Raw genomic sequence first — 15905 nt, 5'->3', positions numbered from 1 at the left:
GATATGTTTACGATTTATAACAACGGCAAACCAGCGCCAATGGGTTATTCAATATTTACCGAGAATGGCGTGAAGGTAACTAATTTTGCACTGTTCTCTGCTGCGGCGAGTGGTGTTGAACTTTGCCTGTTTGATGGCGATAAGGAAACGCGCTTTCCTATGGTTTGCACAAATAATGTATGGCATTTAGCTGTAGCTGGCGTTGAGGTTGGGACAGAATATGGATTCCGCATTCACGGTGAACATGCCAATCCAAATAAATTAATGCTCGATCCTTATGCGAAAGCGGTGAATGGTAAACCAGATTTAACTACTGAAGAAAGTCGTTCTTTGTTCTTAATGAATGATCATCGCGATAATGCTCATATTGCGCCAAGAGCGGTGATTATTTCAGAAGATTTTGATTGGGAAAATGATACAGCACCCAATACACCTTGGGCGGAAACTATTGTGTATGAATTGCACGTTAAAGGTTTTAGTCAACTTAACGACAAGATTCCTGCTCAATTACGGGGCACCTATGCGGGCTTAAGTTATCCTATCAATTTAGCTTATTTAAAAGAATTAGGTGTGACTACTGTGGAATTGCTGCCTGTAAATTTCTATATAAATGAACCACACTTACAGGCACGAGGCTTACAAAATTATTGGGGATACAATCCCTTAGCCATGTTTGCGGTGGAACCTAAATATGCGGCAACAAATAATCCATTAGCTGAATTTAAAGCGATGGTGAAGGCGTTTCATAAAGCGGGTATTGAAGTTATTTTAGATGTGGTATTTAACCATTCCGCAGAATCAGAGCAAACTTACCCAACATTCTGCCAGCGTGGCATTGATGATCAAACTTACTATTGGCGCAACGATCAAGGGCGTTATATCAATTGGACAGGCTGCGGCAATATGCTCAATTTATCCTCTGATGCAGGGCGAAAGTGGGTCGTAGATTGTTTACGTTATTGGGCAGAACACTGTCATGTTGATGGTTTTCGATTTGATTTAGCCTCCGTGCTTGGGCGTAATACACCAGATTTTAATGCACAAGCTCAGCTTTTTACTGACATAAAAAATGAGCCAAGTTTACAAAATATTAAATTGATTGCAGAGCCTTGGGATATCGGACATTACGGTTATCAACTCGGGAATTTCCCAAATTACTTTGCGGAATGGAATGATCGTTTTCGTGATGATCTTTGCCGTTTTTGGTTATGGAAAAGTGGTGAAATCGGCGCATTTGCAGAACGCTTTGCAGGTTCTAGCGATTTATTTAAGAAAAATGATCGCTTGCCACACACAACGCTTAATTTTATTACCGCCCATGATGGTTTCGTTATGCAAGATTTGGTGAGTTATAACCAAAAACATAACGAAGCAAATGGTGAAGAAAATCGTGATGGTCGAAATGAAAATTACAGTTATAACCATGGGGTAGAAGGTTCTACTGAATCCCTTTCTGAACCGCAAAAAAGTGCGGTGGAAAATAACCGCACTTTTGCACAAAGCGGATTATTAATGAGTTTATTGTTGGCGAATGGCACACCTATGCTTTTGGCGGGCGATGAGTTCGGCAACACTCAATATGGTAACAATAATGCCTATTGCCAAGATAACGAAATTACTTGGCTGAAATGGGCAAATTTTAACAAGGAATTATTTGAACTTACCAAGCAAACGATTGCGGCGCGTAAGCAAATTGGTAGTTTAAATCGGAATCAATGGTGGTCAGGTGACAATGTGCAATGGCTTAACATTCACGGTAACCAGATGACAGTTGACGATTGGCAAAATCAACAAACCAAAGCATTACAAGTAGTTTTAGATAAGCATTGTCTTTTATTGATTAATGCCAAAGCCGAAGGACAGGTGTTTCACTTACCCGATGGAAAATGGACATCTCAAATCGGCACACATAATTTAACCCTCGATGCACAACAAGCAGAGCTTAGCTCAATGGGCTTTTGTATGCTGAGTGGCGAATAACTATAAGACTATGGAGATCCTTATGAAAGCTGGCGACCTTAACAAATATGATTTAGTTAAAAATACTTTGGTGCTTATTCTTGCGGGTGGACGTGGTTCACGCTTGCATGAACTTACGGATAAGCGTGCAAAACCAGCCCTTTATTTTGGTGGTAATCGCCGTATTATTGATTTTGCACTTTCTAATTGTATTAACTCTGGTTTAAACCGAATTGGGGTAGTGACTCAATATGCCGCACACTCTTTACTTCGTCATTTGCAAACAGGTTGGTCTTTCTTACCACAAGAAAAAGGGGAGTTTGTTGATATGCTTCCTGCTCGTCAACAAATTGATGATTCAACTTGGTATCGTGGTACGGCGGATGCGGTTTATCAAAATATGGCGATTATTCGTGATCACTATCGCCCTAAATATGTTTTGATCTTGGCGGGTGACCATATTTACAAACAAGACTATAGCGTCATGTTGATGGACCATGTGAACAGCGGTGCAAAATGTACGGTGGGCTGTATTGAAGTACCACGCTCTGAAGCACATGAATTTGGTGTCATGGCAGTAAACGAAAATTTAAAAGTCAAATCCTTTATTGAAAAACCAAAAGATCCGCCAGCAATGGTAGGTAAACCTGATGTTTCACTCGCATCAATGGGGATTTATGTGTTTGATGCGGATTATCTTTACAAAATGTTGGAGAGAGAGGTCAATACACCACAAACTAGCCATGATTTCGGTAAAGATGTATTACCAAAATGTTTAGCGGAAGAAACCCTTTATGCGCATCCTTTCAGCCGTTCTTGCATGGGACGTAATACTGAAGGTGAAATTTATTGGCGTGATGTGGGGACATTAGATAGTTTTTGGCAATCTAATATCGATTTAGTATCAGAAAATCCACAGCTTGATATTTATGACCAAAGTTGGCCAATTCGCGGTAATCCAATTCAAGCTTATCCGTCAAAATTCTTCTACAAAAATTCAAACGTTCATCCAGTTGATAATTCTTTAATTGGCGGTGGTTGTGTGATTACTGATGCCTCTATCAGTAATTCCGTGCTATTCGATCGCGTTAAAATTGATGCTTTCTCAAAAGTAGATCATTGCGTGGTATTGCCACAAGTTAAAATCGGTAAGAATTGTATATTGAAAAACTGTATTCTAGACCGTGAATGTATCATTCCTGATGGCATGGAAATTGGTGTGAATATGGAAGAAGATAAAAAACGATTCCGTATCAGTTCAACTGGTAAAGTAATCCTAGTTACCCCGAAAATGCTGAAAAAATTAGAAGGGGAAGAAGTCGTCTCTGAAGAGCATTTAGATTGATGATGAAAAGTGCGGTGAATTTTGACCGCACTTTATAACCACTCTTTAGCAAAGAGGGAGAGAGGAGATTTGGTAGAAGTGAAATCAACCTCATAAGAATTTCAAATATTGTAATCAAATCTCCCCCATCCTCTCTTTTCTAAAGAGAGGAGTTGATCGAGCATTATTTATGTTTTATAGGGAAAATAAAAATTAAATGAAAGTTTTACACGTTTGCTCAGAATTTTATCCGCTCCTCAAAACAGGCGGTTTAGCCGATGTTTTAGGGGCTTTACCACAAGCCCAAAATCAAATAGGGCTTGATGCACGTATTTTATTGCCTGCTTATCCAGCGATTTCTGCCGGTATTTCTAATACACAAGTTGTGGCTGAATTTGATAATTTTGCGGGACATGTGGTGTTGCGCTACGGCGAGTATAATGGCGTGGGTGTTTATTTAATCGATGCACCACATTTATATGCGCGTGAGGGGAATCCATATCACGATTGTTACTATAATGATTATGGTGATAACTATAAACGTTTTGCCTTACTTGGTTGGGTTGGCGCTGAATTATCCACTGGTTTAGATAGTTGGTGGCGTGCGGATGTCGTTCATGCTCATGATTGGCATGCAGGTTTATGTGCTGCTTATTTATTTAATAAAGGTCGTCCAGCAAAATCCGTATTTACGATCCACAATTTAGCGTATCAGGGGCAATTCCATTATCAGCATTTATTTGAAATTGGCTTACCAGCAGGCATGTTTAATGTTGATGGTTTAGAGTTATTTGGACAGATTTCCTATTTAAAAGCAGGCTTATTTTATTCCGATGTCAGCACTGCAGTGAGCCCAACATATGCTAAAGAGATTACAACACCTGAATTTGCCTATGGATTGGAAGGTTTACTTTCTGGTTTAAAATCTCAAGGGCGTTTAGTGGGGATTCTTAATGGTGTAGATGAAAATATTTGGCATCCAAATGTCGATCAATATATTCAGCATCATTACAAATTGAAACATATGGCAGGTAAAAAACAGAATAAAGCTGAACTGCAAGCTTATTTTAATTTACCGCAAGATGAAAATGCATTGGCATTTGTGATGGTAACCCGCTTAACCGAGCAAAAAGGCGTGGATTTATTGATTGAAAGTGCGGATGAAATTGTAAAACAAGGCGGCCAGTTGATGATTTTAGGTTCTGGCGCACCGCACTTTGAACAAGGTATTCGTGAGCTTGCTGAACGTTATCCACAAAATGTTGCAGTCAAAATTGGTTATGATGAAACACTGTCACATTTATTAGTGGCAGGTGGTGATGTGATTTTAGTGCCAAGTCGTTTTGAGCCTTGTGGCTTAACACAACTTTATGGTTTGCAATATGGCACACTTCCTCTTGTTCGTAAAACGGGTGGTTTAGCCGATACGGTGGTGGATAGCACACCGGAAAATATTAAAGATCGCACGGCAACTGGTTTTGTGTTTGAGCAAGCTACCGCTGAAGATTTACGCAGAAGTATCCAACAAGCGTTTGATATTTGGCAAAAACCGAGAGTCTGGTCAGCATTGCGTGCGAATGCGATGGCACAAGATTTCAGCTGGCGTAAAGCAGCAGAACAATATCGTGCACTTTATGAACGTTTGTAGTTTTATTTATAAACGTTAAGAGCAACAGTCTGTTTGTAGATTGTTGTTGCAAGCTCTGTGATTATGCTTGTTTTTCGACAAAATAAGCATAAAATTCGAACGAATTTATTAGAGGTATAAAGGTTCTCGGATACAAAGAGTGGTCTATTTCGATTGATTTTTTGAAATGTGCGTGAATTTTTAAATCAACATCTCTTTTATTATAGATAATTTTTTAACATTCAAACCGAGGTTTTACTTATGATAATGGATAATTTTGATTCTCCATTCCTATACAATCGCCCACAAATGACTGTTGAGGCAATCAAAAAATCAATTGTTTATAAGCTTATTTTTTTAATTGGTCGCTCTCCGCGTGAAGCGAGCCAACGCGACTGGTTAAATGCGACTTTGCATGCTGTTCGAGATTTAGTGACAGAAGGGTGGATTACCACAGCTCGCCAAACTCGAGCAGAAGATTCTCGCCGTGTTTACTACCTTTCAATGGAATTCTTAATTGGACGTACCCTTTCTAATGCCATGATTGCAGAAGGTATTTATGGATTAGCACAAGAAGCCTTATCTGAATTAAATGTGGATTTAGAAGAAGTTTTAGAAAAAGAAGTTGATCCTGGCTTGGGTAATGGCGGTTTAGGCCGTCTAGCAGCTTGTTTTATGGATTCTATTGCGACCCTTGGTTTACCTGGTATGGGCTACGGTATTCGTTATGAATATGGTATGTTCCGCCAAAAAATCGAAAATGGTCAGCAAGTTGAGTGCCCAGATGCATGGCTGGAAAAAGGTGCACCTTGGGAGTTTATTCGCCCATCTAAACGCTTTACCGTAGAATTTGGTGGAAACATTCATTTCGAAGGCAAAAAATGTATTTGGCAAGATACCGAAAAAGTGACCGCACTTGCTTACGACCAAATGATTCCAGGTTATCAAAATAATTCTGCAGCAACATTACGTTTATGGTCTGCTCATGCGGGAGAAGTCTTTAATCTTGCAGACTTTAACCGCGGTGAACACCTAGCCGCATTAGAAGAACACTCCGCAAATAAAAACTTATCACGCGTACTTTATCCTGATGATTCTACTTGGAATGGTCGTGAATTGCGTTTACGTCAAGAGTATTTCTTAGTCTCTGCATCACTTCAAGATATTTTACGCCGTCACAAACGCACCCACGATAGCCTTGAAAACTTGGCTGATAAAGTGGCAATTCATTTAAATGACACACACCCAGCGTTAGCGATTCCTGAATTAATGCGTATTTTAGTAGACTACGAAGGTTTCGAGTGGAAAAAAGCGTGGGAGATGACGCGCAACATTTTCTCTTACACCTGCCATACTTTAATGTCAGAAGCATTAGAAACTTGGCCAGTGGAAATGATGGCGAAAATCTTACCGCGTCATTTACAGATGATTTTTGAAATCAATGATCATTTCTTAGAGTATGTTCGTTCTTACGTCACAACGGATAACGATTTTATTCGTCGAGTTTCATTGATTGAAGAAGGTTATCAACGTAAAGTGCGTATGGGATGGCTATCTGTTGTGGGTTCACACAAAATTAACGGTGTGGCAGAAATTCATTCTGATTTAATGGTGATTTCAACCTTTGCAGACTTTGCTCGTATTTTCCCAGAACGCTTTACCAATGTGACAAACGGTATTACCCCTCGTCGCTGGTTAGCTGTTGCGAATCCACAATTGGCAGACTTATTCGATAAATACATTGGTTCAGAATGGCGTTGTGATTTAAGTCAAATCGAAAAACTTAAACCATTTACGCAAGAAAAAGCATTTAAAGAAGCGATTGCAGATATTAAATTTGCGAACAAAGTGAAATTGGCGGAATACGTGAAATCTGAATTAGGTGTTGAACTTGATCCACATGCGTTATTTGATGTTCAAGTCAAACGTATTCACGAATATAAACGTCAAATGTTGAATGTATTGCATATTATTGCTCGCTATAATGAAATGCTTGCTCATCCTGAACAAGATTGGCAACCGCGCGTATTTATTTTAGCGGGTAAAGCAGCTTCGGCTTATTATGCAGCGAAACAAACAATCCATTTAATTAATGATGTGGCGAATGTAATCAACAACGATGATCGTTTGAAAGGCCGTTTAAAAGTTGTATTTATTCCAAATTACAGCGTAAGCCTTGCCCAGTTAATTATTCCAGCAGCGGATATTTCAGAGCAAATTTCACTTGCAGGCACAGAGGCTTCTGGCACCAGTAATATGAAATTTGCCTTAAATGGTGCATTGACACTGGGTACTCTTGACGGTGCGAACGTGGAGATCTTGGAAAACGTGGGTGAAGATAACATCTTTATTTTCGGTAACACGGTGGAACAAGTGGAACAACTTCGTCGAGAAGGGTATCGATCATTTGAATACTATCAAAATGATACTCAATTACGCACAGTCGTGGATCAAATTATTGAGGGTAAATTTTCACCAGAAGAGCCTCAACGTTATCATCAACTATTACAAGGCTTGCAATATCACGATTATTATCAAGCTTTCGCTGATTTCCGTAGTTATGTAGAAACTCAAAAAGCCGTAGATGAAAAATACAAACAACGCGACAAATGGATTGAAAGCACCATTCAAAATATCGTGAATATGGGCTTCTTCTCATCTGACCGCACTATTAAAGAGTATGCGGAGAGAATTTGGAAAGTTGAGCCTGTTCAATTAGGTGATTGATTTTCTATTCATAGCCAATAAATAAATTATCTGCATCAAGCCCGAGTTTGATGCAGATTTTTTTATATTTAAACTAATGAAAAATAACAGAAATTACCGATGTAAACTTTATGGTCTTTTTAAATAGATTTTGATATCTTATCAACCATAATTTATTAATCACTTTATCTTTAGGGTAACAATGAAAAAATCCTCACACTTTTTTCTTTCTAGTTTATTATTTATTTCACCTTTTGGTTTTTCAGCGCCAAGCTCACCAAATACCAATTTAGAAAAACAAATCGATGCTAAACAACAGAGGCAACAAGCGGAACAAGATGCAGCGATTTTAGCGCAGCAAACGCAATCCGCGAATGTGCGCTTGGAGGGTGAAAAAGAAGCCTCTCGGGGCTTTCCGCAGAATGAAGCGCAATGTTTTCCTATCAATCAATTGGTGCTGACCGATTATCAAGCTGAAGAAAATTCTTCAACCTCTTCCCTTAAATTAATCCAACCAAGCCAATTCTCTTGGGCATTAAAGTCTGTTTATGCTGAGCGTGATTTTGCGCTGCCTGCTTGTATTGGCTCGGAGGGGATTAATGTATTACTTCGTCGTATTCAAAATCGTTTAATTGATTTGGGTTATGTCACTACACGCGTGGTGGTGGAGCCGCAGGATTTGCGTTCAGGCATGCTTGTACTCACCGTGATTCCAGGTAAAGTAGGCCGTATTCAATTACAAGACCAAAGTGCGATTCCGTTTGCGACCCGTGGTACCTTATGGTTTGCCATGCCAATGGCGCAGGGGGATATATTAAATATTCGCAACATTGAACAAGGTTTAGAAAACTTAAAACGTGTACCGAGTGCTGATGCAAATATGGAGCTTATGCCAACGGATGCAGTAGGTGAAACCGATGTGGTGATTGCTTATAAGCAAAGCTTACCTTTTCATTTAACCTTAGGATTAGATGATTCAGGCAGTAAAGCTACGGGTCGTTTACAAGGTTCAGCCACGTTTTCTTGGGATAACGTGCTAACACTTAATGATATGTTCTATATCAGTGGTACTCGCAGCTTTAAACGTGATAGCGATGATGCAGAAGGGGATTATGGCAGTAAAAATATTAGTCTCTATTATTCTATTCCTTGGAAGAACTATCTCTTAACGCTTTCCGGTTCAAAATATTTTTATCACCAAACGGTAGCGGGCGCGTTTGAGTCTTACACCTATTCAGGCGAAAGCCAACAAATGAAAGCGAATTTAAGTCGCTTATTATCTCGTGGAAGTCTTCACAAAACCTATGTGAATGCCGCGTTATGGACGAAAAAATCCTATAACTATATCAATGACACCGAAATTGAAGTACAGCGTCGTCGTACCGCAGGTTGGGAAGTGGGATTTAATCACACCCAATACATTGGTGAAACCGTATTACAACTGTTTGCGAACTATAAACGTGGTACGGGTGGGAATAAATCCTTACCTGCACCGGAAGAGGCGTTTGGTGAAGGGACTTCTCGCATGCAGATTTTTACTGCAGGCGTTGATTTTACCTATCCTTTCACTATCGGCAATCAACCTTTCCGCTTTAACACCAGCTGGAATGGGCAATGGAACGGTACACCTTTAACACAACAAGATAAATTTAGTATTGGTGGTCGTTATACCGTACGCGGATTTGATGGCGAGTTATCGCTTTCCGGTGAAAAAGGTTGGTTATGGCGAAATGAGCTAGGTTGGAATATCGCCAATAAGGGACATGAGCTTTATTTAGGGATTGACCGAGGTAAAGTGCACTCTAGCCAAGAAGAGCTTCAAATTGGTGATAGCTTAATGGGGGGCGCAATTGGACTTCGTGGCAAACTATGGGGCATCAACTATGATTATTTTGTGGGTGTTCCAATTAAAAAACCGGAAGGATTTAGAACCAGTCATGTGACAACTGGATTTAATGTGAGCTACCGTTTTTAATGCTCACGCTTTTAGATGAATAAATTGATTAAAACCAAACAGAATTTAAAACTTAAAGGAAATTAAAAAATGAATAAACGTCATTATAAAGTAATTTTTAGCCGTGTATTAAATCAGCTTGTGGTGGTCTCAGAGTTGGCAAAATCTCAAGGTAAAGCGCAAAGTGAAAATGTGAGTCCAGAACAAGAAAAAACAGGATTATTTTCAACCGCACTTTCACTTAATCCTATTCATTTTAGCTTAATGTTAGCATTAGGTTTTGTCTTCTTATCGCCTTCTGTTCATGCAGAAGATATGGCTATTCGTGCAGATAAATCAGCACCAGGTAATCAACAACCCACGGTACTTCAAACAGCGAATGGTTTACCGCAAGTAAATATTCAAACACCAAGTGTGGGTGGGGTATCACGTAACCAGTATTCGCAATTTGATGTAGCAGAGAAAGGCGCTGTGCTAAACAATGCTCGTAAAGCAGTACAAACGCAACTTGCGGGCTGGGTGCAAGGTAACCCGAATCTTGCTCGCGGTGAAGCGAAAGTCATTCTTAACGAGGTCAATTCCGCTAATCCAAGCCGTTTAAAAGGTTATGTAGAAGTGGCGGGTAAAAAAGCGGATGTGGTGATTGCCAACCCAAGTGGTATTCAGTGTGATGGCTGTGGTGTGATTAATGCGGGGCGAACAACCCTGACAACCGGTAAAGCAGAAGTAGAAAATGGTGAGTTAAAAGGCTATCGCGTAAAAGGCGGCAAAGTGACGGTTGGCCAAAAAGGGATGGATAACAGCCAATCTGATTACACTGATATTATCGCTGAGAAAGCCGAAATCAAAGGTGGGGTTTGGTCGAAGAAAGGTATTAAAGTTACCACGGGTAAAAACAACGTTGACCGCACCAATGATTCAGTGGTTTACGTGGGCGATAAAAACACCGACAACACGGACCGCACTTCTAATACCCAAAGTGAAAATCAATCTACTTACAGCGTTGATGTAAGCCAATTGGGCGGGATGTATGCGGAGAAAATCCATTTAGTGGATAACGGTCAAGGCCTTGGTGTACGTAATGCGGGGCATATTGGTGCATCAGCGGGTGAGGTGAAAATTGATAGTCAAGGGCGTATTATTAATGAAGGGGTGATTAGCGGTAAACAAGATGTCCAAATCAAAACCAAGTCTGATGTGATTCAAAAAGGTAAAGTTGAAACAGCACGAGGTGATGTTCTAGTTAATGCTAAAAATCAGATTAATCAGGTAGGAGCGACTATTTCAGGTGGACATATTCGTTATCAAGCGGATTCAGTCGAAGCGGGCAAATCTTCGGTATTGGCTGCCGGTATCGAGGAAAATGGTAAAGTCCGCGAGATAGATAATGTTAGTGAGACTAAAAACCTTGAAATAAAAACGGCAAAAACAACTGTGGCGAAAGGGAAAAATATTGCCTCTGGTAAGGTCGATGTTCAAGCTCAAACAGTCGATGTCAGCGAGAGTCAGACAAGTGGCCAAGATGTTCATATTGTGGCTCATCAAGGTGAAATGAATGCAAATCAAGCGACGCTCATTGCAAAAAATGAAATCAATTTACATACACCTTCTCAACTTTTAACACAGCATGCTAATTTAAAAGCGGATTGGATTAATGCAACCGCGCAAAGAGTAGAAAACCAACAGGGTCGATGGGCAAGCCAAGGTGTGCGTGACTTCTCATTAAACCTAGAACAAGGGTTAAATAATGAAAAAGGCTTAATACTTTCTGGTGGAAATATGAGTCTTACCCAGCAAAATCAATTCTTAAATAATCGAGAAGGACGATTGCTAAGTGGTAAAGACTTAACTTTAACCGCATTATCCGTGGATAACCGAGCTGGAATGATTGTTGCTGACGGTTCTTCAACGTTAAATATTGCAAGGGACATTAATAACCAAAAAGTCGGCAATACAGGTTCACTCATTCAAGCTCAAGGTGATTTAACGGTTAATACCACTAATCTAAATAACCAAAATACTAAAGGGAATGCGCAATCAGTACCAACACAGGGTATTCTTGCCGGTAAGGCTGAGGTGAATGCTCAGCAATTAGACAATAAACAAGGTGGGATTTATTCGGTTTCTTCTCAGGTATTGAATGTTGTTAATCAATTAGACAACACGCAAGGTGAACTATTCTCTACAGGGGATATTCGTATTCAGGGTAAAGGGGCTTCCATAAAAAATAGTCAAGGTTCAATTCAGGCTGCAGAAAAATTGAATATTCAGCTGAATGCACTTTCTGGTGATGGCGATATTGAGGCTAACCATACAAATATCCAACTTGTTCAAGATTTTGATAGTCAACGCGATTTAGTTGGCCGTTCTTCATTAAGTTTAACTACTCAAGGACATTTGATTAATCGAGCAGGGTTACTTTCTGAAGGCCATACCCAAATCAATGCTAAGAACATTGAAAACACAAAGACAGCTGAAATTCAAGGAAAACAAACCGCACTTACAAGTGAGCAGAATATAACCAATCGAGGGTTGGTTAAAGGGACAGTAGAAAATGTTATCAAGACTGGTGATACATTAACTAATGTCGGTACTGGTCGTATTTATGGTGGTCATGTTGCTTTACAGGCTGGTCAAAAAATAGTGAATACAGATGAATTACAATCTGATGGAACGATTAAATCAGCGGTTGTTGCGGCAAAAGAACGTCTAGATGTTGCAGCGCCTTTCGTTGAGAACAGTAAAACGGTCTTTACTCAAAATTGGGCGTTTAATGGTATTGGCGGCACCTTATCCTCTGAAGGGAAAGTGGTATTTGGTCGCACTTTAGATGAAAACAATCAATCAAAAGATTTAGGCGATAAATTATTAAATAGCGGTAGTTTGATTGAGGGACGTGGTGTTGTTCTTGGTATGCATCAAACTTTAAACAAAAATGCACGTATTTATACAAGGTTAGAAGAAGTCAAACGTGAAAAAGTAAATGAACATTATCTGCTTGAAGATGGGAGCGCTGAACGTATTAATTTCGATCAACTTCGTTGGGCATCCTTTAGTCGAGCAGGTAAAGTGGTTTATAAAAATCAAAATAAGGTAACGCGACCTACTAATGGCAAAATTGAAGGTCATATTCTACCAATGCCAAATGAGGAGGTATGTGCTAACGAGCAAACTCGTTCAGGTTGTGTTGTTGTACCTCAAGCGCTTTATTTAAATAATGATCCTATATGGGCGGCATTTAATATTACTCCTCCACCTACCTCTCCAACATTACCTGATCTGAGTGGCTTGGATGAAACGTTAAAGCAAGCGCCAGAGGAGCCTAAACAGCCTAAACGAACATGGCGTAATCGTCATGATTATGATCGCCTCATGAAAGAATATGAATTGAAAATGGGAGAGTACCGGAAAGCTGTTGCTGATTATGAGGCTAAGTTAGTTGAGTTTTCTGCTCAAATGAAACCTTATTTTGAATGGGCGAAGGTAAATGAAAAAGCATTTGAACAGTTAGATGCCGCTATTCTTGAACACAATAAAAAGCTCTTGGGCAAAGAATTTTATCGCTTTTGGGATATTTATGTGCAAGAACGTATAACCAGCGAAACTAAGGTGAAAGAAACGCATCCTGGTAAGATTTTAAGTCAAGGTGATGTTGAATTTAATGGTAATGTGGAAAATAACCGCAGCCAAATAATGGCAGCTGGAAAGATCTATAATCCGAATAATCCTTCTGAAGAAGTCAATAATGTACCCGAAATGGGGATTACTCGAGTTGTTGATAATGGAAATCAAGAGTGGACTTACTCGCGTTGGCGAGGCGGATTTAGACGATATCATCAGCGGGAGTGGGCTGGCCGTCATGACTACCAAAAAATCACTGATACAGAATTGGATTTAAAACAAGTTCGTACGGAAGCCTATACAACAGTGAAGCCTGAAGGTGAAAAAGCCAATCTTTCGATGGAAACGCTCGCACTTGCCAACAATACCCATGTTGCCAATGGTGTGAATCAATCGAATGCAAAAGCTGGGCAGCGTGAAATTCGTACGATTGGTGCGGATGTTTCTTTGCCAACCTCAAGCCTTTATCACACCAATCCCGAGGCCACTAATCGCCCATTAATTGAAACGGATCCACAGTTTACCGATCGTAAACAATGGCTCAGTGGTGACTATATGTTTAAAGCACTTCGCAGTGATCCACAAAATATCTTGAGACGCTTAGGTGATGGCTATTACGAGCAACGTTTAGTGCGAGACCAAGTTAATCAGTTGACGGGACGTATGTTCTTAACGGGTTATCAAGATTTAGAGGCGCAATATAAAGGGTTAATGGATAATGGTATTACCTTTGCGAAACGCTTCAACTTAACCCCAGGTGTGGCTTTAAGCCCAGCTCAGGTTGCACAACTTACGTCAGATATAGTCTGGTTTGAAGAAAAAGAGGTAACGCTACCAAGCGGAAAACAAGTCAAAGTGATGGCGCCTCGTGTCTATGCCATGGCGCAGAAAGGAGACTTAAATGGTGAAGGCACGTTGATTTCAGCGGATGTGATTGATTTGCGGAGTAACCGTTTAACCAATAGTGGCACCATTGCAGGGCGTAAACTTACGTTATTAAATACCGAAAGCTTATTCAACGCAGGCACCATTACGGGTGATAAAGTAGGCATCAACACCACGAATAACTTCGATAATATCGGGGGTAAAGTGGAAGCCGAGCGAGCACTTTTGGTGGATGTGGGCGGTGATTTAAATCACGAAAGTACCACAATGACAACAAAGGTGGACTTATCTCATTTCCAACGGAGTGAAACCACGCTTGGTCGTAAAGCGCTTTTCCATGTAAAAGGAGAAGATGGCCAGTTACAACTCTCATCAAATAATCTGAACGCTAAAGGTGCAGATATTATTAACGATGGCAATGGCAGCACGCTTGTTCAAACAAAAAATAACGTGAATCTCACCGCACTTTCAGTGGGCTTTGATGAGAAAATGGGTGCGGGCAATCATTACCGTCATGAGAAAGTAGAAGAGGCAGTAGTAAGCCGAGTAAAAGGCAAGGGTGATGTAACGCTTACGGCAAAAAATCTCCGAGCCGAAGGAGCACAGCTGGAGAGTGAAGCGAAGTTAATGGCCATCGCTGAAAATGACCTTGTATTGAATGGTGCAAAAGAAAGCCGAGATTTTGAAGAGTTTCACAAAACGAAAAGTGGCAGCCTTGCTAGAACGACCAAAACCAGCCTAGACCAACAACACTCCGTTACTCAAGTCGGCACACAGGTGAGCGGTAAAGATGTGGTGCTTTCAGCAGGTCATGATGTGAAGGCGAGAGGCATTCAGGCTATTGCGGAGGATAATCTCCATATTCAGGCTGGGCATGATGTCGATATTGCAGCGGATACCAATCATTTTAAAAATAAGCACGTGGAAACCAAGAAAACCCACGGTGTGTTCACAGACGGCGGTATTGGTTTTACCGTTGGTTCGAAATCAGAAAAACATGATTATGAAACGGAAGGTTGGACACAGTCTGATGCACGTAGCACGTTAGGTTCAATGAATGGCAATATCAGGGTGAGTGCGGGTAATCATACAAATGTTCTTGGTACGGATATGATTACACCAAACACGAATCGAATTGATATTGAAGGCGCAAGTATTAAGGTCGAAGCCGGAAAAGATATTATTGAACGTAAAGAGGGGCATGAGTATAAACAATCTGGCGTGACGATTGCTTTGAGTACCCCAGTGACCGATATGGCGCAAGCGGCTTATAACAGTGTAAAACGCAGCCAACAAGTCACCAATGGAAAACTCAAGGCACTTTATGCAGTGAAAGCCGCGGAAGAAGCGACAATGGCGGCTCAAAATGTGGGTAAGGTGGCAGAAACCTTAGATGCCTTAAGAGCTGGTAATATGCAGAATACCGGGACGACATCCAGCCCAAGTATGAAGGTGAGTATTGGTTATGGCAGCCAAAAACAAACACAAAGTAGCGAAAGCCAGAGTATTAGTCATCAAAAATCAACGGTGAGCACGGGTACGTTTAATGTAAAAGCGCGCGATGAAAAACTCACCTTTGAAGGCGTGGATGCAAATGCGAAATTGATGGCATTATCAGGCAAAAAAGGGATTGAGATAAAAGGTGTAAAAGACGAAGAGCACCAACATACCAAAAATAAATCTGTAGGGGGAAGTGTAGGCGTCTTTGTTGGAACCAATGGCAATAGCTATGGTGTAGGTATTGAGGGTTCGGTCAATGCTGCTAAGGGCAAATCTAACTCGGATAGCGAGCGTTGGCAAAACAGTCACTTGCAAGCGGATAAGCTCAT

The 15905-nt window shown here is 40.5% G+C and carries 6 protein-coding genes; all 6 read left to right on the top strand.

From position 1 onward, the window contains the following. Positions 1 to 3 precede the first annotated feature (3 nt). A complete protein-coding gene (gene glgX, locus AAX15_RS08760) occupies positions 4 to 1980 on the top strand; it encodes a glycogen debranching protein GlgX (protein ID WP_046940094.1) in 1977 nt (658 codons plus the stop codon). A 22-nt stretch (positions 1981 to 2002) separates the two neighbouring features. Further along, positions 2003 to 3304, top strand: coding sequence for a glucose-1-phosphate adenylyltransferase (glgC, locus tag AAX15_RS08755; RefSeq protein WP_046940093.1), 1302 nt, complete (start codon positions 2003 to 2005; stop codon positions 3302 to 3304). Between the two features lie 196 nt (positions 3305 to 3500). Continuing rightward, positions 3501 to 4931: a glycogen synthase GlgA gene (gene glgA, locus AAX15_RS08750; protein WP_046940092.1), complete on the top strand. Its 1431-nt coding sequence runs from the start codon at positions 3501 to 3503 to the stop codon at positions 4929 to 4931. 240 nt (positions 4932 to 5171) lie between these two features. Next, entirely contained in the window at positions 5172 to 7637 is a 2466-nt protein-coding gene (locus tag AAX15_RS08745; RefSeq protein WP_046940091.1) for a glycogen/starch/alpha-glucan phosphorylase, read from the top strand. Positions 7638 to 7818: 181 nt separating this feature from the next. Beyond that, positions 7819 to 9591, top strand: a complete 1773-nt coding sequence (locus tag AAX15_RS08740) for a ShlB/FhaC/HecB family hemolysin secretion/activation protein (RefSeq protein WP_046940090.1) — start codon at positions 7819 to 7821, stop codon at positions 9589 to 9591. A 69-nt stretch (positions 9592 to 9660) separates the two neighbouring features. After that, positions 9661 to 15905 (top strand): two-partner secretion domain-containing protein (locus tag AAX15_RS09660; protein ID WP_052749724.1); only part of this gene is annotated, 6245 nt, incomplete at its 3' end.

This window comes from Haemophilus haemolyticus (genome assembly GCF_001008275.1).
In the GTDB taxonomy this organism is placed as follows: Bacteria; Pseudomonadota; Gammaproteobacteria; order Enterobacterales; family Pasteurellaceae; genus Haemophilus; species Haemophilus haemolyticus_P.
Note: the sequence above shows the minus strand (reverse complement) of the source record. Positions and strands in the feature narration are given on the sequence as shown.